Below are 20,930 nucleotides of genomic sequence, written 5' to 3' on the forward strand. Positions count from 1 at the left end.
CTACATCGCAAAAGCGGCCTAATCAGAATATTATTTGGAGAAAATTTAATTTATTATTTGGATATATACACAGTTCATTGCGAGGAGGTACGACGAAGCAATCTTTGGACTTTGCTTTGGAATTTGACTTTGGACTATTGTCATCCTGAGCGCAGTCGAAGGATCTGTACGGTTACATACGAACAGATGCTTCGACTACGCTCAGCATGGCATGTGGGAAGATTGCTTCGTTCCTCGCAATGACGCGGAGTTCCTCGCAATGACGCGGAGTTCCTCGCAATGACCCGGAATTCCTCGCAATGACGCGGAGCTCGCAATGCCAGAGAGCCCCTCCCAAAAACCTTTCTAATCCATTATCGCCTTCACACCTGGCAAGGTCTTCCCTTCCATATATTCCAATAAAGCACCACCACCGGTACTTACATAGCTCACATGCTCCGTCATCCCAAATTTCGATATCGCTGCAGCAGAATCACCACCACCGATCAAAGAAAAAGCACCACGCTCTGTAGCTGCTACAACCGCATTCGCCACAGCACGTGTTCCCTTCTCAAATGTCTCCATCTCAAAAACACCCATTGGACCATTCCACAACAAGGTATTCGATGCCATAATCACATCAAAGAAATGTTCTGAAGACTCCTTACCAATATCCAATCCTTGTAAATCAGCTGGAATCTCATCGATCGGACCATCATACACCTTCGCATCATTCGCAAAACGATCTGCAATCTGCGCATCTGTTGGCAACACCAAATTCACCCCTTTTTCATCCGCTTTCTTCACCAATTCATTCGCCAGATCCAACTTATCCAATTCTACAATGGATTTACCGATCTCACCACCACGAGCCTTGATAAAGGTATAAGCCATACCACCACCAATGATCAAATTATCCACTTTATCCAACAAGGCTTCGATCAGTTCCAATTTATCGGAAACCTTCGCACCACCCATGATCGCTGTAAACGGACGCTCAGGCTTGTTCATTACCTTCTCCGCATTATTGATTTCATTGGACATCAGGTATCCAACAAATTTATTTCCTGGAAAATACTCCGCAATAATAGCTGTTGAAGCATGCGCACGGTGCGCAGTTCCAAAAGCATCATTCACATACACATCCCCAAGTTCAGCTAATTTCTTAGCAAAATCCTTATCTCCTTTTTCCTCTTCCTTATGAAAACGAAGGTTTTCCAACAAAAGCACTTCTCCAGGTTTTAATGCTGCAGCTTTTTCCTTTGCCTGCTCCCCAATGCAATCATCAGCAAACTGAACTTCTACACCCAACACTTCCGATAGGTGCTTAACAATATGTTTCAAGGAATATTTATCGGTAGGACCTTCTTTTGGTCTACCTAAATGGGACATCAAGATCACAGAACCACCATCCTTTAAGATTTTCTTGATGGTCGGCAATGCCCCTTGAATCCTGTTATCATCTGTAATATTAAAGTCGTCATCAAGAGGCACATTGAAGTCTACTCTCACCAATGCTTTCTTGTCCTTAAAATTCAAATCGTCTACTGTTTTCATGATATTTTTTTATTTCCGGTTGATTTTCGTGTCTAAAGATATAAAAAAGGCGTTGAACCCAAAACGATAGTCAACGCCTTTTTAGTTTAATATATTTCTACCAAATAAGGTATTCGTGCCTGTATTCCAGACCGCTTCGTAATTTTTTTAATTTCCGTGAGGTATTTCACATAATCACCCATCTCATCCTCCAGCATCCACATCTTGATTTTTTCTTTGGAGGTGGATAATAGATTGGCAAATGGTTCTTTCGCTCGAGGGTATTCGGAAACACGGTAATTATCCAGTTTCGCCTTTTTTGCAGCGGCTTCAATAGCCTCATCCAACCCAGCTACGCGGTCCACCAGCTTTAACTTAACTGCCTGTTCCCCAGTCCATACACGTCCCTGCCCGATACTATCCACATAGGCAACATCTATTTTACGACCATCAGCCACACGTTTCATAAAAACCTGATAGATCTTGTTCACCCCACCTTGAATGATACTTTTTTCCTCTTCCGTTAGTGGTCTATCCATATCGACATCCATATCTGCGAATTTAGCTGTCTTCACCGCATCAAAATGGATCCCTAATTTATCATTGAACAGCTTCTGCATATTCGGGATCATTCCGAACACCCCAATAGAGCCAGTCAAAGTCGTCGGATCAGCAAAAATAGAATCTGCTGCTGCTGAAATATAATACCCTCCCGATGCGGCATAATCACCCATGGAAACAATCACAGGTTTTACCTTTTTGGTCAGATCCACTTCGCGCCAGATATTTTCTGATGCCAATGCCGAACCACCTGGTGAATTTACCCGCAAAACGATCGCTTTAACCCGATCATCCGTGCGGAGATCCCGAAGTTCTCGAGATATTTTATCTCCCCCAATCTGACCTTCCATCCCTTCGCCATCTACAATCTCGCCATAAGCATACAATACCGCCACACGGCTAGCACCTGCTTCGCCTGCATCAGCTTTATTATTATAATCCAAGATCGAGACATAAGGAACATCCTTTTTCGCATCGATCCCTAATTTTCCACGCAATTTTGCCAAGACCTCATCTTTATATAACAGACCATTAACAAAACCATATTTCTTGGCATCCTCCGGTTCACGGATCAGATATCCGTCAGCAATATGCTTCAAGCTATCCACGGTGATCTTTTTGCTGTTGGAGATGTCCTGTAAAAAGGTATTATAGATACTTCCTAAGTAGGAATTCACCTGTTCTTTATTCGCTTCGCTCATACTGTTCATCATAAAAGGTTCCACCGCACTTTTATAAGTTCCCACCTTCAGGATCTGCATATCTACACCCAGCTTTTCCATGGCTTCCTTAAAGAACATCACCGAAGTCGCTAGCCCGCGAAAATCCAAACTTCCTTGCGGATTTAGGTAGATTTCATCGGCTACACTGTTCATGTAATATCCTTTTTGGCTCATTACATCACTGAACGCGAGTACAAATTTTCCTGATTCTTTAAAATCTACAATGGCTTCTCGAATGGCTTTAGCAGTAGGAAACCCCGCATTAACGCCTGCAACATTCAAATAAATCCCTTTGATATTTGCATCTTCTTTAGCGGCTTTGATCCTGGAAAGGATATCATTCAAGCCAATGCTGCGCGTACCGGAATAACCAGGAACATCCAGCCCCTCGAAAGGATTGGGCTCCGTTTTTTCGGTTATGGTATGATCCAGATTGATCATGAGCACGGCATTGCTCGGGGTAATAGTTTCTGATTTTGTGCCAACAGAACTCACCATGGCGCCAATTATTCCAATAACGATAAAAAATAAAATAATGGAACTAATAATAATACCGGTGATCGTGGCTAATACATACTTAAAAAATGATCTCATACATGTTATGCTTTAGCGTCAGTAAAAATAAGTTATTATTCCAACTTTCCTAATAACTATTCCTATATTAAACGCATGAATCGAGTATACATTTTGTTGGGTGCAAACATAGGTGATCCTTGGCAGCAACTGGCTGCTGCAAGGCTGGAAATTGAGGAACGTATCGGTAGCATTGAACTTCAATCCAGCATTTATGAATCGGAGGCCTGGGGAGTAACTGATCAGCCTGTATTTTTAAATCAGGTATTAGCCGTATCCACTGCGTATTCGGCCATGGAATGTTTGGACATCGCCTTGGACATTGAGCGTGACCTAGGTCGGGTTCGCTTAAAAAAATGGGGCTCACGTGTAATTGACATCGATTTACTCTATTTCAACGAGGAAATAATTAATACGGAAAGACTGAAATTACCACATCCCTATATCCAAGAACGCAATTTTACCCTGGTGCCTTTGGTCGAAATTTCTCCACAATATCTTCATCCGGTTTTAAAGAAAATAAACAAAACCTTATTATTGGAGTCTAAAGACACATTAACAGTTAAAAAACACATTCATGAACACCTATAATATTATCGACGCTGATATTATTCAAAGCAATATGATGAATAATACAGAAGTGATAAAACAAATGATTTCCATGTTTTTGGGACAGGGTAAGGAGGATTTTAAGGCTCTTCAAAAGCTGGTGGAAAACAAGGATTTCGCGGGAATCAAATCCAAAGCCCATCATATCAAACCGACCATGGAATACATTGGCGCAAGCAGTCTAAGATACCAGTTCCAGGAATTGGAAAACTTGGTGACATCAGGCGCGGCTTACACTGCCTTGAAAAGCCATTTCACGATTATGGAAAGAGACTTCAAGGAAGCCATGGAGGAGCTCGAAGATTATGCCTCTACCCTTTCCTGATTTTTCTCCGACGAAAAATGGATAAAGGAAAAGAGGATATAGATCAACAACACTAACGGTAAGGCCAGAAAACTTAACCAAACCAATAATAGCACACTAACGATCAGAAATAGGTATTTGTATTTGTTCACAGACCATTTCAAGCTATTCAGTTTCATCGAGAACAATTTAATTTCAGATACCAAAAGTAGGCTGGATACGATCGCTATGCCTATCAATAGGTAAGCGTTGTTCAGTATTTGGTATTGTTGGGCAATAAAGGGAAGGGAGATGATCACAAAGGTGTTCATTGGGGTGTTCACGCCTATGAAATCGGTCGTTTGGCGGGTATCAATATTAAATTTCGCCAGGCGTAAAGCTGAGAAAACTGTAATAATAAAGCCAATATAGGGCAGGTATTCTTGATCTGTAGCGTTTTTCAACATCATATACATAATCACCCCCGGTACAAACCCGAAACTGATCACATCTGCCAAAGAGTCCAGTTCCTTTCCTATCAGCGATTTTACATGGAGTGCGCGAGCCACCATACCATCGAAAAAATCAAATATCCCAGATGCCAATACGCAATAAAAAGCATAATTAAATTCTCCTTTCAGAACGAACAGCACAGCAATGCATCCGGAGAATAAATTGAGGGACGTTATGGTATTGGGGATATATTTCTTCATAAATAAAAAAAGCCATCTTTGTAACAAAGATGGCTTAAAAATATCAATTTCTCATGGTTTTTTAACCATTCATACTAATTAAAAATTCGGAATTCGATTTGGTACCACGCATTTGGGTCAATAAAAACTCCATAGCTTCCTGAGAATTCATATCCGCTAAGTGGTTTCTCAATACCCATAGACGTTGTAGTTCCTCACGGTCAACCAATAAGTCATCACGTCTTGTACTAGATGCTGTAAGATCGATCGCTGGGAAGATACGTTTATTGGATAATTTACGATCCAATTGAAGTTCCATGTTACCTGTACCTTTAAATTCTTCAAAGATAACCTCATCCATTTTAGAACCAGTTTCTGTCAATGCGGTAGCTAAGATCGTCAATGAACCACCGTTCTCAATGTTACGGGCAGCACCGAAGAAACGTTTTGGTTTGTGGAGCGCGTTAGCATCCACACCACCTGATAGGATTTTTCCTGATGCAGGAGCCACAGTATTGTATGCGCGGGCAAGGCGGGTGATGGAATCCAATAGGATAACCACATCATGTCCACACTCGACCATACGTTTAGCTTTTTCCAATACGATGTTAGCAATCTTTACATGGCGATCTGCCGGTTCATCAAAAGTTGATGAAACCACTTCCGCACGTACGCTGCGCGCCATATCGGTTACCTCTTCCGGACGCTCATCGATCAAAAGGATAATCAAATAAACTTCTGGGTGGTTCTTAGCAATGGCATTTGCCACTTCCTTCAACAAGTTGGTTTTACCTGTTTTCGGTTGTGCTACGATCAATCCACGCTGACCTTTACCGATCGGTGTGAAAAGATCCATGATACGGGTAGAATAATTGCCTGGACCTAAATCCAAATTCAATTTTTCATCCGGGAAAAGTGGTGTTAAGTAATCAAACGGTACACGATCGCGAACTTCGGCCGGATCTTGACCATTGATTGCTTCTACACGTACCAATGGGAAATATTTCTCGCCTTCTTTCGGCGGACGGATACACCCACGTACATTATCTCCAGTTTTCAATCCGAATAATTTGATCTGCGACTGGGAAACATAGATATCGTCTGGTGAAGTCAGGTAGTTATAATCAGAAGATCTTAGGAAACCATATCCATCAGCCATGATTTCCAATACACCTTCATTAACAATGACATTGTCGAAGTCTGTAGGGTTTGCTGCTGGTTTTTGTGTTTGTTCCGGAACTGATGGCTTCTGAGGTTCAGCTGGTTCTTTTTCGGAAGGTGTAGTTGGGAATTCGATCTTCGGTTGATCTTCTTCAGGTGATTTCTTACGACCTACGGCTACTGGTTCAGCCGTCTTTACCGTGCGCATTCGCTTTCTAGGTCTTTCACCACTTGCGTCCACATCCGCATCTTCATGAACAGGTGCTTCTTCAGCTGTTCCTTTTTGTGCCTCTTGGGCTATTACACTAATACGATCAATCAATTCTTGCTTCCTAAGCTTTTCAGCATCGGCAATACCAAGAACTTTAGCGATCTCGCGCAATTCAGACACGAGTTTCGTATTCAATTCATTAATATCCATTAATTTATTCTATGATTTATAGGATTTTTATTTTTATTGAAATTTATCTTTCAGGACTTCGCTATTCTAAGACTTGAAGTCAGGTAACTGACGATCCTTTAAGTGATTTTCCTTTTACCCTGATGAAAGACAATTTTTAGAACCGCCACAAAGTAAAAAAGATAAAATGTAAATTCAAAAGAAAAATAGGTTTTTTTTCCCACTTTTACCAATTTCTAATACAAATTCATTTAGTAAAATGTTTTAGCATCCGTTAAATTTTTGAGAAAAATCAAAAATTAATTCTTTATTTGTAGGTAGATAATCATAAATCAACGCTATTTGATATGAATAACCAACAAACAAACACCAATTACCCAGCACTATACACCCTCATTGTGGTGTTCTTTTTTTGGGGCTTTATAGCCGCCGGAAATAGTGTTTTCATCCCCTTTTGTAAAAATTATTTCCACCTCGATCAGTTTCAATCCCAATTGATCGACTTTGCCTTTTATACGGCTTATTATATAGGTGCCTTGCTCCTATTTATCTTCGGTACGATCTCCGGAAAGGACCTTGTCGGAAAATGGGGCTATAAACGGAGTATCGTTTATGGGTTGCTGTTCTCGGCTTTGGGCGCAGCGGCCATGATCGTGGCTGTGGAGGTCAATGTATATGTGGGAATGTTGATCGGTTTGTTTATTGTAGCCTTAGGTTTTTCCCTTCAGCAAACGGCTGCAAACCCATTTGCCGTTCTGTTGGGTGATCCTAAAACGGGAGCTTCCCGGGTGAACCTTGGTGGTGGTATCAATTCTCTCGGTACTACAATCGGTCCCTTGATCATAGGTTTTGCATTATTTGGCACCTTTGAGACGGTTTCAGACAGCCAGATCGCCAGCTTACCCTTGAATAAAGTGGTATATCTATACGTGGGAGTAGGACTATTGTTCATATTAGCTGCTGGCCTATTCCATTTCTCCAAGAAAGTACCTGCAGGATATAACCTGGAACCGATGGAAGCCGCCAATAAGGCGAGAACAACGCTGGTTATCATGACCATTCTGTTGTTATGTGCGTTCATTCCTGTATTCACCAGTTATAATTCAGCAGAAGCGCTGCAGATCGAGAACCTAAAGGAAGTGGTGAAAACCAGCCGGGATGCAGGCCCAGCTTTTGAATTGGAAATGCTATCACATTCCTTGGAACTGAAACGCATGTTCTGGTTATTAGGAGCCCTATTGGTCGTGGTTGTGGGCTTATTGTTCGCCTATGGTAGTGCTAAGAAAAACCCGGCCGGATGGGGTGCCATGAAATACCCACAATTGGTATTGGGGATGTTGGCATTGTTTGTCTACGTAGGTATCGAAGTGGCTATCGGAAGTAATCTAGGGGAATTATTGACTTTGGAAGAATTCGGAAGTCTGCAATCTTCACAGATCACGCCTTATGTATCGATGTATTGGGGCGGAATGATGATCGGCCGTTGGGCTGGTGCGATTTCTGCATTCAACCTGACAAAATCCAAAAAACAAATGCTGACCATTATTGTCCCTCTTATCGCATTTAGCGTCATTATTGGTGTAAATGCCTTAGCAGGGTTTGATATGTCGGTATTATATTATTATATCGTTTGTGTCGCTATTCAGATCGTTGCCTTCCTGATCAGTAAGGAAAAACCGGTACGTACCTTGATTATTTTTGGAACATTCGGTCTTGTGGCGATGGTGGTTGGATTGATGACTTCAGGTACGATTGCCATCTATTCATTCCTTGCAGGTGGATTGGCTTGTTCCATTATGTGGGGATCGATTTTCAGTCTGTCCATTCAGGGATTGGGAAAATATACCGAACAGGGATCCGCATTCTTGGTGATGATGATTTTAGGTGGAGGTATCATTCCTCCTATCCAAGGAAAACTTTCCGATATCATTGGTATCCACAACTCTTATATTATTCCGGTTATTGGATTTGCCTATATTATCCTGTTTGCGATCTTGGTTAAAAACTTCTTGACCAAGCAAGGGATAAATATGGATGAGATTGAAGCAGAAGCTGGGCATTAATCGCCCATCTAATTGTAAAATATACACTAAGTAAATATTAATTTTACACTTTGTTAATAAGCTCATAATCAAAAAATTATGAGCTTATTGCTTAAAATCAGCAGTCAAAGGGCTTCAAAATTTTTGATTATATCCAATAAAAATTCTTATTTTTAGTAATAAATCCCGTATTTTGGGAACAATACAGTAAAAATTACCATTGTAAAACGTAAAAACAAGTTACTTAATTTTAAAACTATTAAATAATGATAATAATTGCAGATGGAGGGTCTACAAAAACAAACTGGTGTTTGTTAGATGATACTAATAAAAAGATCTATTTCAACACCGAAGGTTACAACCCATATTTTGTAGATAGCGATTACATTGTTGCATCCCTAAAGAAAGGTTTACCACAGGATATTCCATACGATAAGATCACCGAGGTCAATTATTATGGTGCGGGGGTACATAACGAGGAGAAAGCGAAGATTGTGGAAGAAGCCATTCAAGCGGTGTTTCCAAATGCAAAGGTTGAAGTAGGACATGATTTATTGGCAGCTGCTCGTGCGCTGTTGGGTACAGAGGCCGGATTTGCGGCCATCTTAGGAACCGGTACCAATACTTGTATTTACGACGGTAAAGATATCACCCATAACATTGATTCTGCAGCTTATATTTTAGGAGATGAAGGTAGTGGTAGCTACATCGGAAAAAAACTATTGACAGATTTTATCCGTGGTCTTATGCCTAAGGATGTTTCTGATGTGTTCTATGAAACTTATAAACTGACTCCAGATGAGATTATGGACAATGTTTATACGAAACCTTTAGCAAACCGTTTCTGCGCAAGCTTCAGTAAATTTGTTTATGATAATAATGTAAATATTCAATATACACGTAAGATTGTTGATGATGCGTTTGAAGCTTTCTTTAACAATTTGGTGAGTAAATATCCAGATTACCAATCGTATACATTTAATTGTATTGGTTCGGTTGGGTATAATTTCAGAAATGTTCTGGAAGAAAAAGCAGATCAATATGGGATGAAAGTGGGTAAGATCCTACGCTCGCCTATTGATGATTTGGTACAATTCCATATCAATAGATCTAAAAGCATCGCTTAATAAGCAGCATAGTTTAGTCTTTATATACGTCATTGCGAGGAAAACGTCATTGCGAGGAAAACGTCATTGCGAGGAAAACGTCATTGCGAGGAAAACGTCATTGCGAGGGACGAAGCAATCTTTACACTAATCGAAAGATTGCTTCGTCCCTCGCAATGACGTTTTTAGATTGCTTCGTGCCACGCAATGACGTTTTTAGATTGCTTCGTGCCACGCAATGACGTTTATTTACAACTCATAACTCTTGCCAATCTCTGGCAAAGTCAAATCCACATCAGCTTCACTGAATAACTTCTCAACTGCAATTTCATCAATTTCTATTGGTGGGAAAGAATTGAAATGCGTTCCTACCACATGTTTACACTTAATAAACTGTGCAGCGATCACTGCATCTTCCGCATCCATGGTATAATGTCCGCCAATTGGTAAAAAGGCATAATCCACCTGATACCTCTCCAATAACTTCATCTCCATTGTCAAAGCTGTATCACCAGATACATATATAGTCTTCCCTTTGACAATAAACACAAATCCTACAGGAAATCCACCATAACTTCCGTCAGGCGTACTGTTAGAATGCGCCGCAAAAACCATCTTCACCTTTCCAAATGGCAAATTAAGAGTTCCGCCCAGATTAAAGTCAATCACTTTATCTGCATGCACACCTTGGTTCTTTACCCAATTAGCCGTCTCCACAATTGCCGCAACGGTCGCATTCTTCTTCTTCTGAACGGTCACCATATCCGCCACATGATCCTCATGTCCATGCGTTAGGAAAATATAATCTGGAGCCAAATCTTCTGCCTTCACCTCTTTAGCAATGGGGTTATAGGTTATGAAAGGATCCAAAAGGACTTTCGTCCCATCGAAATCAAATTCAAAACAGGCATGTCCGTAATAGGTATATTTCATTTTAAATCCTTTTGAATAATTATTTATTTCCGAACAAGTTCCCTAATCCGCCCAATCCTCCTAAAAGATCTTGGGAAGCTGCCTGCATTTCCGACTGACTGATGTTCTCAGCTTGGGTTAAGGCCTTATTGATCGCTACGATCAACAATTCTTCCAATTCTTCCTGATCTGCCTCTGCCAAAAACTCCGGATCGATCTTCACTTCCTTGATCTCCTTATTTGCCGTTGCAATGACACGTATTTTACCACCCTCAGCATCTCCAGATACGGAAATATGGTCTAATCTCTCTTTAATCTCCTTTGCACGTTGTTGCGCTTCAAATAACTTATCGAACATATGATTTTATCTTTTAAAACATCCAAAATACGAATAATTTAGGATTCTTGACAATCTTTATAGGTTCTTTTGCCGAGCTTGCTTACCTTTGCAGCAACAATATTTTTTCCAAGAATGGATCATTTAAAACATTATACCGCATTAGCGGACAACTTAGCATCTACCAACCCACAAGCACACGAAACCCTCGAAGAGGAGATCAATATCCTTATCCATAAGCTAAAATTCATCCCTATGGAAAGCAGACCAGTAGTGCTTATTCAGAACTTATCCACTTCGCAGATCGAACCGGATTACCTGGAAGAGATCTTGGCTGTTGCCGGTGGAAGGAAAGCAGGTTTGGAAAATGATCTTGCTGAAATTGATATTTTGATTTTCATTCAGGAAAGCCCTGATTTCTTGAGTAAGTTGCCTACCTTGTTGAGCGCCCAATACCAAGGAAGCAAGGCTGTTGAAAATAATCAGGTATACATTATCCAAAAGCCAGCTTTTGGTTCCCAACGATCAGATTATTTGCAGGATATAGAGATCCTTGCCGAGATCGTGCAATCCAAATATTTCATCTATGGGCATGAAGGTAACCACTGGATGAAATTCGGGCTATAAACAAAGGACTTAACATCTTAAATAACCAAAAGAGGTCGGTTGCTTGATGGCGACCGACCTCTTTTTATTGGATCAACTTATTTCCTTCGTTGTTAAACGAACTTCTTTCTTAGGATGGAATATAATTTTTCTACGGTTTGCGGTTTGGTTGCCCAATTATTTTTAAGCGCATAATTGGTCTGCAAAAAGGCATCTGCCTCCGCAAAATTATCAAACCTGTTCAGTAGCTCGATCGCCTCGGAATAAGCTAAACTATAACCGTTGAAAAGATCTTTGATGAACATGAGCTTATCGTTCAAGCTGACCGCTGTTTTAAGATCCACTACCGTTTCTGAACCTCGGCTAGCAGACGTATTGAACTGCTGCACATTTGTCAATCCAGCACGTTTCTGTTGTTGGATGAGTTCGTTCAATGTCAATGGCCTACTTGGTTTCGCCTCTGCTTGTTTGGCAAGATCATTTAACGTCACCTCTTTTTCCGCCGGTTCCTCAATCCTTACCTCTTTTTCCTCAATGCGAACCTGGTTTACCACCGGTTCAGAGGAGATTGATGCAGATCTTTCAGGAGTTGTTTCTTCTTTTGGCTCTACTTTGGATTCTTCCTTAGCTTCTACTTTGGAGTCTTCCTTAGCTTCTTCTTCATAAGCTGGTCTTACCGAAGTGTAATTGGAGCTTGAAGTATGTACTGGAGATTGTAGAGAATCCGTTATGGAAGTACTTGCCTCCGCTAATTCTTCTTTATCAGCGTCGGTTTCCCCTTCCTGCTTATTATCTTCTTCAGGGTTTTCTAAATCTTGCTCAGAATCCTTTGCCTCCTCCTCAGATTTCACCGTTGTTTGTTCTTTTTCTTCTTCCTCTTGATATTCCTCTACTACCGCATCATTTTCTTTGTTGCTCTTCGCTCCAAAGGTACTGGAGAATGGAATCTCTTCGTCGTATTCCTCTATCACAGGAGCATCATTATTCGATACCTCTTCTTTTTCAGTTTTTACTGCATCTGGGTTTTCTGTTGCTGTTTCTGCTTCAATATTTCCATCAGCCTCCACTTCCTGAATCTCATTTACGACCGGTTGATCATCCGCTTCATGTTCATCCACCTGAACCGCCGGTGTAAAAACAGTATCTTCCTCTTTTGCAGATTCAACATTCGAAGAATCCTCTTTTGTAGACTGGTCTTTCGTAGACTCCCCTTGCACAGGTTCATTTGAAACCGGTGAAGCAGCCAATAATCGAGGTTCCTTTTCTACTTGTAGGTTGGCCAATACATCTAGGTGTGCTGCCAAATATTTTGCCTGAGCGGCCAATAAAAGGATCTCTGTCCGATGTCCTGAAATCTGATTCCCATCCAATGAAGCGTACTGCTCATTGATCTCCACCAATAAGTCGCCGATTTTACCTAAAATATCTTGTTCTTTATAAGCCATAATGCTGTTTTGATCCTTTATTATTCTATCTTGTTCTTCTATATGAACAAAAAACAAACCAACTGAGTTTGACTAAGTTTGATTTTTTATTCGATGATGCTCAATCAAAAATAGGATTTTATTCTGATATTCGTAAGCAAAACGAAGTCCTATGATGTTATTTTCTGAACATAATTTCCACCGTAGAAGAGATTGTATTGGCAGTATCGAAGTGATCTGTGGATCGATGTTTTCTGGAAAAACGGAGGAGTTGATTCGGAGGCTTAAAAGGGCTCAATTTGCCAAATTACCGGTGGAGATTTTCAAACCGGAAATCGATATTAGATATGGCGCTAATGAAGTGGTTTCGCACGATAGCAATGCGATTCCTTCTACGCCGGTTTCCCATTCTTCAGCGATATTGTTGTTGAGTAATGAAACGAAAGTGGTGGGGATTGATGAGGCTCAATTCTTTGATGAGGAATTACCGAATGTCTGTGAGGAATTGGCGAATCGTGGAATCAGGGTTATTGTAGCGGGTTTGGATATGGATTATTTGGGACAACCCTTTGGCCCGATACCAAATTTGATGGCGATAGCAGAGGATGTGACAAAGGTGCATGCGGTATGTGTGCAATGTGGCGCGCCAGCGAATTATTCTTATCGGACGCAATTGGATGATGCTAGGGTTTTGCTTGGCGAGAAGGATAAATATGAGCCGAGGTGCAGGGGCTGTTATTTTGGACTGGAAGATGAGGATTGTTAGGTTGGATAGGCCAAGGCGAGGTATTATTCGTCATTGCGAGGTATTATACGTCATTGCGAGGAGGTACGACGAAGCAATCTTTGTATTCATGTCATCCTGAGCAACGTCGAAGGATCTGTACGGGTACCAAATGTAGATCCTTCGACTTCGCTCAGGATGACATGGGTTGAAAGATTGCTTCGTTCCTCGCAATGACGGTAGAGTTCCTCGCAATGACGGTATCTTTCCTCGCAATGACGGTAGAGTTACTTCAACTCCTTCACAATACTTTCATCCAAAGGCGTTACCTTCGATCTATATCTATGCGCTAATTTCCCATCCTTACCAATCAAAAACTTCTCAAAATTCCAATTGATTGCTCCGGTAAAATCAGGGTTCTTTGCAGTCGTCAGATACTTGAACAACGGGATCATCTTCTCCCCCGTCACATCCACCTTTTCCGACAACAAAAATTTCACGCCATAATTCTCCTCACAAAAGGCTGCAATTTCTTCATTACTATCAAATTCCTGGCCTTTAAAATTATCCGAAGGAAAACCAATTACGACCAAATCCTTTCCGTACTTATCAGATAACTCCTGCAGTTCCTTATACTGCTTGGTAAAACCACATTTTGAAGCCGTATTAACGATCAAAATCTGCTTGCCCTTGAACTCAGACAAGGAAACTTTCTTCCCATCCAAGGTCTTAAAGCTATAATCATAAACCGTCGGCTGATTGAACAGCATGGTAAAAACCATTAATATCGAATAAATCATCTTTTTAAATTTTATATTTCAACATTCAGCTCCCTATTCACCACAAAATGAAAAAGCTGCTCTATAGGATTCTTCAAAATCGTGCCAATCTTAACCCCATGTAGATTACACACCTCCCGCAAATGGATATCAAAATTATAGGCTATCTGACCCACAAAATGACATTCATATTCCCAGAAATTAGGATAAGTCATGATATTTGTCCGCACAAATTCATCAAAACCATTCCTCAACAGGTTATCAATAAATGGATGCGAACGGTTATCCCCCATGAATTTCGCAAAACTTGCCAAATAGGCATTCGGACGATCCCTTTGGTAGACATTCTTGATAATGATATCCTTGGTAATCGGATGCACTTCCTGGAAAATACGCATCAGATCCCTAGGCATGGATTCGTAGAGGTAAGCAGTTATCAATTGTTTACCGAACCAGGCACCCGAACCTTCATCCCCCAACACATAACCGATCCCGTGGATGCTTGTGGACAAACCTTCACCATCAAAATAGCTGATGTCCGACCCTGTCCCTAAATTCGAGATCAGGCCTTTGCCCGAACCAAAAGTAGCATAGGCAGAGCCGAGCAGATCGCTTTCTACTGCAACATAGGAACTGGGAAAAATCTCCGACAAGGCATTGGATACCAACTCCCTACGATCAGGAGTAGAGCATCCCGCACCAAAGAAATATACTTCATTGATCTCATTGATATAGGGAATGATCTCGGGAACACCGGAAAGGGTATTAGCGATTTCCTTTTCACTCACAAAAAATGGATTAAGGCCTTTGGTACTAAAACTTAAGGGTTTACTATCTGGAAGATGGAGCATCCAATCGGATCTTGATGAACCACTATCTGCAACTAAAATCATATTATTTAATTCTCATCAAACCCAAATATACGAAATGTAATATTATCGTGAAAGTGCATTTTATACGGATAAAAAAAGAGGCATTTCATATTCCTTTTCTATCTTTATGATGATTATTTAACCCTTTCTAATTATGATAAAATTTCGAAAACCTTTTTGGTTGATCGCTGCAGCCTTACTTGCATTCCAATCGGTACAGGCCCAGGAAGTCAGCCATCCGAAATCGCATTTTGGATTTAATATCGGAGATGATTATCAACTAACGAACTATACCCAAACAGAAGCCTATTTCAAAAAACTGGCTCAGCAATCCAATCGGGTAAAGCTCCAGGTGATCGGTAAAACCGAAGAAGGTAGAGACCAGATCATGCTCATCATCAGTTCCCCAGAGAACCTGAAGGAACTCGCGAAGTACCAGAAGATCGCTACAGATTTAGCGAAGGCAAAGATCTCGGAAGAAGCCGCTAAGCAATTAGCGAAAGAGGGAAAATCCGTGGTGTGGATTGATGGCGGACTACATTCCACCGAAGTGGTGGCTACCCACCAGTTGATCCAAACGGCCTATCTCTTAGCATCTGCAAACGATGAAGAGACCAAAAGGATCTTGGATAATTCGATCATATTAATGACACATGCCAATCCCGATGGCCATGAACTGGTAGGCGATTGGTATATGCGCCATACTGACCCGCAGAAAAGAAGCACCAGTCTGATTCCTGTCCTCTATCAAAAATATGCTGGACATGATAACAATCGAGATTTCTTTATGCTCAACCTTAAGGAAAGCCAGAACATTGCACGGCAATTGTTCATCGATTGGAACCCACAGATCATGTACAACCATCATCAAACTGCGCCTGCTGGAGCAGTGGTGGCTGGAGCACCCTATCGGGATCCTTTCAATTATGTATTCGATCCTTTGCTGATGTCGGGAATCGATGCCCTTGGGGCAGCCATGTCCTCCAGGCTGAACGCCGAAAATAAACCGGGATATACCGCAAAAGGTGGTTCCGTCTTTTCCACCTGGTATAATGGTGGTCTGCGAACAACCACCTATTTCCACAACATGATCGGTTTATTGACCGAAATCATCGGAAATCCCACACCTTATGAAATTCCATTGGTGTCCAAAAGGTTAATTCCATCCAGTGATACCCAGAACCCTGTCATCCCACAGAAATGGCATTTCCAACAATCCATTGATTACTCCGTTTCGCTGAACTATGCGGTTATGGGCTATGCGGCTCGCTATAAGGATGAGGTGTTATATAACATCTATCGGATGGGTCGCAACTCGATTGAACGAGGATCCAAGGATTTCTGGCCATTATCACCGAGTAAAGTAGCATTGATTGATTCGGCCATGAAAGGGAGCAACATTTCCTCTACCAGAGAAATGACCCGTGGTTTCGAAAAAAGAAGTTTGGAGACCTTGTTCGGAAATAAAAACCTGCGGGATCCAAGGGGATATATTCTTCCGTCCGACCAAAAGGACTTCAGTACGGCCAAAAAATTCCTGAATGCTTTAATCCAGAACGGCATCGAAGTTAAACAGGCAACGGCTGATTTTACCGTCAATGGCACATCCTACCCTGCCGGAAGTTATGTGATCAAAACCAATCAGGCTTTCCGTCCTCATATCCTGGACATGTTCGAACCACAGGACCACCCTGATGATTTCGAATACCCAGGAGGCCCTCCGATCCCACCTTACGATGCAGCAGGATGGACCTTGGCTTACCTGATGGATATTAAGTTCGATCGCATATTGGAAGATTTCAATGGTCCATTCCAGGACCTAATCCTCGGTGAGCAGATCTCCCTTTTGAACAGCAAAAAACCGGTTGGCAAATTCGTTAAATTGCCAGCGGAGATCAATGACAGCTATAAGATCGCCAACCAACAACTGAACAATAAAGGTAAGGTTTGGCGTGATCAGGTTTCAGGAGATTTCTATATCGAGAACAAAGGAAATATGGCCCTTACCTTTGATGCTGCAGGCGCCAATGCACTTCCAAAAAGTGTAAAACCATTAAAATCCCTTCGGATTGGTTTATGGGATACCTATGGAGGTTCTATGGCTTCGGGCTGGTTAAGGTTCAATCTGGAACAGCATCATTATAATTTCGAACTGGTCTTCCCTGCGGATATCGACAAGGGCAATCTGAATAGTAAGTTTGATGTCTTGATCTTCCCTGGCGGAGCGATCCCAAGATTTGGAACTTCCACAACAACTCGACCTGGGAATAGAGGAGAAATGGCGATGCCTGACCATATTCCGGCAGAGTATAAGAATCGTTGGGGCAGATTGAGCGCCGATAAATCCATCCCTGTCTTGCAGGAATTTATGGAAAAAGGCGGCAAGGTAATCACGATAGGCAACAGTTCCGATCTTGCTGAACACCTTAAATTGGGCGTGGAAGATGCATTGGTCGATCAAAACAAAGTGCCTTTGAAAAGAACGGAATTCTATACTCCAGGTTCTGTATTGACTGCCAAAGTAAATTCGGGTGTGCCGAGCACTTGGGGATATGGAGATCAGATCGATCTTTATTATTCCAATGACAATCTGTATAAGATCACCAATAAGGATATTACACCGTTGATCTGGTTTGATAGTGAAAAGGTATTAAAATCAGGTTGGTCTTGGGGAGAAAAATACCTGAAGGATGGTGTTCTGGCCTTTGAAACGAATATTGGCAAAGGAAAATTGGTTTCCTTTGGTAATGACATCAACTTCAGGGCGCAAACACACGGGACTTTTAAATTCTTATTCAACCAATTGCAATAGGTTTTTAATCCTTTAATGATAAAAAGAGCTGCTATCTTAAAATTAGCAGCTCTTTTTATGAAAGATAATTTTCTTTTTTATTGATTGAGCTTAGAAGTTCAATAGGGAAGTTTTCATCTTCATACTTTTCTAATAAAATTCCTGTTTTAATTGGTTTTAATTTCATCCTTCTAAATTTTGCTTCCTTCTATTTTTATCATATTCATAGTAAAAGATAGAAATCAATTCCCAAATTGGGAAATTCAATTTTAAATTTACATTCAAAACAAAGTATGGAAACTGAATTAAGACCGGTTTGGTTCTTCCTAAAACCAAGGTGAAAGCAATGTGAAAGTATGTAAAATGTATGTCAAGCATCCTAAACACCTACTTATACCTTGGTTTAAACCTACTTAAACCACGAACTTAAACCTATTTTATCCTATTTTAAGGGACTCAGGTCCTAATCACTTGACAATTGATAATAAGGAATTTCTTCTATTATTGAATCGGTATCCCAGCCCTAACATCAGGTAATTAGGCTCATGAAAATCTTTGATGGAATAGCCAATATGCAGAAATGCACTTTTGCTGACGCCTGTTTTCAGGGCAAAACTTTGGTAAGTACCCTTAAAATCCCCTTCACGATTAAGGAAATGTGTTCCCAATCCTATACTCAGTGTAAATATCGGCATGATATAATCTGCTCTTGCTGACACTCCCGCTGCAATCTGTTCTTTCCAATAAGGCTTAAAGAATTGCTGTTCCGTTCCTACAATATAGTCTTTGGTATACACATTAGCACTACCATCATGGATCAGGTCCAGGGATGCTCCCGCTCGGACGCGATACCCAAAGTTGTACATGGGTGCAATATATGCCCCCAAAACGGGGTAACGGTGTGGCGAAGCAATCTGATTACCTATGAAATAAACTCCTTTTCTACGCCAAGATCCAAAAGCCACCACATCATAGCTCCAATGCCTTTCAAAGGCTGGGATTTGCTTCTTCATCCGCCATTTTTCCGCGTTCGGAAGTTTTTTCGAAAGATCATATTGTAAGCCTAACCGAAAGCTGCTGGTATTAAATCCGGAATTGGGATATTCCGTATTTCCATTGGAAAAATGGGTGAAATCAAAGCCCGTATTCAGAGCTAGGCGTTTCCCCAAATACCAGCGCAGAAAAAGACCCGCATTGATATAGGCATTCTCCTTGGAACCAATAATTACGTTTTTTGGGTTTTCATGCGTATCGAAATATTTCCAACCCGTGGATAGGCCAAAATTCCATTCATAATGCAGACCCAGTAATTGGTTTAACCGTAGGATCTCCGCATTCTGGAAAATATACCCCGCCATTGGATTCCCTAATTCCTTTCCATTTCCATAATTAAAATAAGCTAAGCCAATTCCCTGGCTGGTCTGGGGGAAAATACAATTCCCAAAGGAACCTTCAGGCAGACCAAATGCATATTGCAGGTGAGCGGAAATCCCTTTTTCGGAGAGCGAGTAATCGTTGTCCATCCCTTTGTAAAAAGGTGCGGTAGGAATGACTTTTGCCGCCCGAAAATCGACACTGATCAGGTTTTTGTAGCCCCCTTGCATAATGGTCTCCCTTTGAATTGGCTGTTGGATAAGACTATCCTGGGCAAATACAAATCCTTGGGAACAGAAAATAACAAACAAGTAAATTATCCGGTAGAATAATCGAGTCATTTTAAATGGTTAACCATCAAAAATAACCAAATAAATCCTAAAGCAAGGTTAAAAATTCTTAAATATGGCGGCTAAATTCCGCTATTTTAGCGCAGCTTCGATCAATTCGCCGTAAAAAGCAGTTTCCGTTCTACCAGATGCCCTTACCTGTTGCGGAATAAAGCTCTGCGGAGTCTGACCCGGAACCGTATTGATCTCAATAAAAAAGAATTTATCTGTTTCATTCTCCAGGAAAAAATCCACTCTTACCATCCCACTGCAGTTCAACCGGATATATATTTCCTTGATGATTTCATCAGCTCGGCTTTTCTGATCAGCATTCAGATCGGCTGGCGTAATCTCCTCGGTCAGTCCTGGGGTATATTTCGCCTCAAAATCAAAAAACTCGCGGGTGGTTCGGACTTCTGTAGCCGGCAACACCTGCAGTTCGCCTTGTGCATTGCGGTAAATGCCTTGGGAAAACTCACGCCCTACCACAAATTCTTCTACAAGAACCTGCTTTCCGGTATTCTCCGCATCATAAGCATTATCCAAGGCTTCTTGGAGCGCATCCCAGGATTTCACTTTGCTCATCCCGATACTACTACCACCAGCATTCGGCTTCACAAATAAAGGCAGCACTAATTTTTCCTTAACGGTATTAAAAGCATCTGAACGATGCGCTTCAAAAAGCAACACCGATTTTGCTACGTATAATTGGGGGATATCCTGGATGATCGCTTTGGTATAGCCTTTATTCATGGTCAAAGCAGAGGTCAATGCGCTGCAGCTGGTATAAGGTAATCCGATCATATCGAAATAACCTTGTATCCTTCCATCCTCTCCGGGTGTACCGTGCAAGATGATAAATGCCACATCAAAATTGATCTTGCCGTTAATGTCCAAAGAAAAATCCTGTCTATCTATCTCATGCCTGTTTCCTTGATCATCGGTATAATACCAACCATCCAAATTAATGGCAATAGGATACACTTCATATTTTTCTTTATCCAATTGGGAGTACACAAAAGCGGAGCTTTTGAAGGAAACTTCGGCTTCTCCGGTATACCCACCCGTAATTAAGGCTACTTTAGTTTTCATATTATTCATTGAAGAAACAAATATAA

Annotated in this window: 18 protein-coding genes; 7 read left to right on the forward strand and 11 right to left on the reverse strand. The window is 41.2% G+C overall.

Annotated elements, in window-relative coordinates; genetic code table 11:
* Positions 1-345: 345 nt before the first annotated feature.
* Both VJ786_RS05125 and sppA read right to left on the reverse strand, forming a co-directional pair.
* Positions 346-1,536, reverse strand: a complete 1,191-nt coding sequence (locus tag VJ786_RS05125) for a phosphoglycerate kinase (protein WP_134776993.1) — start codon at positions 1,534-1,536, stop codon at positions 346-348.
* A gap of 86 nt (positions 1,537-1,622) precedes the next feature.
* On the reverse strand, positions 1,623-3,392 hold the full coding sequence (sppA, locus tag VJ786_RS05130; protein WP_134776994.1) for a signal peptide peptidase SppA: 1,770 nt from the start codon (positions 3,390-3,392) through the stop codon (positions 1,623-1,625).
* A 75-nt stretch (positions 3,393-3,467) separates the two neighbouring features.
* Here sppA and folK point away from each other — a divergent pair, with 75 nt between their 5' ends.
* Both folK and VJ786_RS05140 read left to right on the forward strand, forming a co-directional pair.
* Positions 3,468-3,962, forward strand: a complete 495-nt coding sequence (gene folK, locus VJ786_RS05135; RefSeq protein WP_134776995.1) for a 2-amino-4-hydroxy-6-hydroxymethyldihydropteridine diphosphokinase — start codon at positions 3,468-3,470, stop codon at positions 3,960-3,962.
* Positions 3,949-4,305, forward strand: coding sequence for an Hpt domain-containing protein (locus tag VJ786_RS05140; protein ID WP_134776996.1), 357 nt, complete (start codon positions 3,949-3,951; stop codon positions 4,303-4,305). Before folK ends, VJ786_RS05140 begins: the two co-directional genes overlap by 14 nt.
* Here the strand turns inward: VJ786_RS05140 and pssA are convergent.
* The gene (gene pssA, locus VJ786_RS05145) at positions 4,284-4,976 is read right to left on the reverse strand and encodes a CDP-diacylglycerol--serine O-phosphatidyltransferase (RefSeq protein WP_134776997.1); all 693 of its coding nucleotides are present in this window, start codon (positions 4,974-4,976) and stop codon (positions 4,284-4,286) included. The two genes, VJ786_RS05140 and pssA, sit on opposite strands and share 22 nt — an antisense overlap.
* Before the next feature lie 61 nt (positions 4,977-5,037).
* Positions 5,038-6,537: a transcription termination factor Rho gene (rho, locus tag VJ786_RS05150; protein WP_134776998.1), complete on the reverse strand. Its 1,500-nt coding sequence runs from the start codon at positions 6,535-6,537 to the stop codon at positions 5,038-5,040.
* A gap of 326 nt (positions 6,538-6,863) precedes the next feature.
* Between rho and VJ786_RS05155 the strand changes: the two genes are divergently transcribed.
* The gene (locus VJ786_RS05155) at positions 6,864-8,579 is read left to right on the forward strand and encodes an MFS transporter (protein WP_134776999.1); all 1,716 of its coding nucleotides are present in this window, start codon (positions 6,864-6,866) and stop codon (positions 8,577-8,579) included.
* A gap of 245 nt (positions 8,580-8,824) precedes the next feature.
* The gene (locus VJ786_RS05160; protein ID WP_099366943.1) at positions 8,825-9,685 is read left to right on the forward strand and encodes an N-acetylglucosamine kinase; all 861 of its coding nucleotides are present in this window, start codon (positions 8,825-8,827) and stop codon (positions 9,683-9,685) included.
* A 228-nt stretch (positions 9,686-9,913) separates the two neighbouring features.
* Here VJ786_RS05160 and VJ786_RS05165 read toward each other — a convergent pair whose 3' ends face one another.
* Positions 9,914-10,597, reverse strand: a complete 684-nt coding sequence (locus tag VJ786_RS05165) for a metal-dependent hydrolase (protein ID WP_134777000.1) — start codon at positions 10,595-10,597, stop codon at positions 9,914-9,916.
* A 19-nt stretch (positions 10,598-10,616) separates the two neighbouring features.
* Positions 10,617-10,934 carry a YbaB/EbfC family nucleoid-associated protein gene (locus VJ786_RS05170; RefSeq protein WP_099366941.1) on the reverse strand — a complete coding sequence of 106 codons (318 nt, stop codon included), beginning with the start codon at positions 10,932-10,934 and terminating at the stop codon, positions 10,617-10,619.
* A 114-nt stretch (positions 10,935-11,048) separates the two neighbouring features.
* On the opposite strand from VJ786_RS05170, the gene VJ786_RS05175 reads away from it, so the two are divergent.
* Entirely contained in the window at positions 11,049-11,540 is a 492-nt protein-coding gene (locus tag VJ786_RS05175; RefSeq protein ID WP_134777001.1) for a hypothetical protein, read from the forward strand.
* 92 nt (positions 11,541-11,632) lie between these two features.
* On the opposite strand, the gene VJ786_RS05180 is transcribed toward VJ786_RS05175, so the two are convergent.
* Complete coding sequence (locus VJ786_RS05180) at positions 11,633-12,964, reverse strand: DUF8457 domain-containing protein (protein ID WP_134777002.1); 1,332 nt, start codon at positions 12,962-12,964, stop codon at positions 11,633-11,635.
* 154 nt (positions 12,965-13,118) lie between these two features.
* On the opposite strand from VJ786_RS05180, the gene VJ786_RS05185 reads away from it, so the two are divergent.
* Entirely contained in the window at positions 13,119-13,709 is a 591-nt protein-coding gene (locus tag VJ786_RS05185; RefSeq protein ID WP_099366938.1) for a thymidine kinase, read from the forward strand.
* Positions 13,710-13,954: 245 nt separating this feature from the next.
* On the opposite strand, the gene VJ786_RS05190 is transcribed toward VJ786_RS05185, so the two are convergent.
* Complete coding sequence (locus VJ786_RS05190) at positions 13,955-14,467, reverse strand: glutathione peroxidase (protein WP_134777003.1); 513 nt, start codon at positions 14,465-14,467, stop codon at positions 13,955-13,957.
* 11 nt (positions 14,468-14,478) lie between these two features.
* Entirely contained in the window at positions 14,479-15,339 is an 861-nt protein-coding gene (locus VJ786_RS05195) for an N-acetylglucosamine kinase (RefSeq protein WP_099366936.1), read from the reverse strand.
* 133 nt (positions 15,340-15,472) lie between these two features.
* Here VJ786_RS05195 and VJ786_RS05200 point away from each other — a divergent pair, with 133 nt between their 5' ends.
* A complete protein-coding gene (locus VJ786_RS05200) occupies positions 15,473-18,130 on the forward strand; it encodes a M14 family metallopeptidase (RefSeq protein WP_134777004.1) in 2,658 nt (885 codons plus the stop codon).
* A 446-nt stretch (positions 18,131-18,576) separates the two neighbouring features.
* Here the strand turns inward: VJ786_RS05200 and VJ786_RS05205 are convergent, their stop codons facing one another.
* Positions 18,577-19,824 (reverse strand): acyloxyacyl hydrolase, encoded by a 1,248-nt coding sequence (locus tag VJ786_RS05205; RefSeq protein WP_134777005.1) that lies wholly within the window; start codon positions 19,822-19,824, stop codon positions 18,577-18,579.
* An 81-nt stretch (positions 19,825-19,905) separates the two neighbouring features.
* Positions 19,906-20,904: a D-alanine--D-alanine ligase family protein gene (locus tag VJ786_RS05210; protein ID WP_134777006.1), complete on the reverse strand. Its 999-nt coding sequence runs from the start codon at positions 20,902-20,904 to the stop codon at positions 19,906-19,908.
* Positions 20,905-20,930 lie beyond the last annotated feature (26 nt).

It is taken from the genome of Sphingobacterium tenebrionis (assembly GCF_037126265.1).
GTDB classification, from domain to species: domain Bacteria; phylum Bacteroidota; class Bacteroidia; order Sphingobacteriales; family Sphingobacteriaceae; genus Sphingobacterium; species Sphingobacterium tenebrionis.

Coding starts and splice junctions, on each gene's coding strand:
- VJ786_RS05195 (WP_099366936.1), bottom strand. CDS start 15,339: ATGATTTTAGTTGCAGATAGTGGTTCATCAAGATCCGATTGGATGCTC.
- VJ786_RS05140 (WP_134776996.1), top strand. CDS start 3,949: ATGAACACCTATAATATTATCGACGCTGATATTATTCAAAGCAATATG.
- pssA (WP_134776997.1), bottom strand. CDS start 4,976: ATGAAGAAATATATCCCCAATACCATAACGTCCCTCAATTTATTCTCC.
- VJ786_RS05170 (WP_099366941.1), bottom strand. CDS start 10,934: ATGTTCGATAAGTTATTTGAAGCGCAACAACGTGCAAAGGAGATTAAA.
- folK (WP_134776995.1), top strand. CDS start 3,468: ATGAATCGAGTATACATTTTGTTGGGTGCAAACATAGGTGATCCTTGG.
- VJ786_RS05210 (WP_134777006.1), bottom strand. CDS start 20,904: ATGAAAACTAAAGTAGCCTTAATTACGGGTGGGTATACCGGAGAAGCC.
- VJ786_RS05155 (WP_134776999.1), top strand. CDS start 6,864: ATGAATAACCAACAAACAAACACCAATTACCCAGCACTATACACCCTC.
- VJ786_RS05205 (WP_134777005.1), bottom strand. CDS start 19,824: ATGACTCGATTATTCTACCGGATAATTTACTTGTTTGTTATTTTCTGT.
- VJ786_RS05200 (WP_134777004.1), top strand. CDS start 15,473: ATGATAAAATTTCGAAAACCTTTTTGGTTGATCGCTGCAGCCTTACTT.
- VJ786_RS05190 (WP_134777003.1), bottom strand. CDS start 14,467: ATGATTTATTCGATATTAATGGTTTTTACCATGCTGTTCAATCAGCCG.
- VJ786_RS05175 (WP_134777001.1), top strand. CDS start 11,049: ATGGATCATTTAAAACATTATACCGCATTAGCGGACAACTTAGCATCT.
- VJ786_RS05185 (WP_099366938.1), top strand. CDS start 13,119: ATGTTATTTTCTGAACATAATTTCCACCGTAGAAGAGATTGTATTGGC.
- VJ786_RS05125 (WP_134776993.1), bottom strand. CDS start 1,536: ATGAAAACAGTAGACGATTTGAATTTTAAGGACAAGAAAGCATTGGTG.
- sppA (WP_134776994.1), bottom strand. CDS start 3,392: ATGAGATCATTTTTTAAGTATGTATTAGCCACGATCACCGGTATTATT.
- rho (WP_134776998.1), bottom strand. CDS start 6,537: ATGGATATTAATGAATTGAATACGAAACTCGTGTCTGAATTGCGCGAG.
- VJ786_RS05160 (WP_099366943.1), top strand. CDS start 8,825: ATGATAATAATTGCAGATGGAGGGTCTACAAAAACAAACTGGTGTTTG.
- VJ786_RS05165 (WP_134777000.1), bottom strand. CDS start 10,597: ATGAAATATACCTATTACGGACATGCCTGTTTTGAATTTGATTTCGAT.
- VJ786_RS05180 (WP_134777002.1), bottom strand. CDS start 12,964: ATGGCTTATAAAGAACAAGATATTTTAGGTAAAATCGGCGACTTATTG.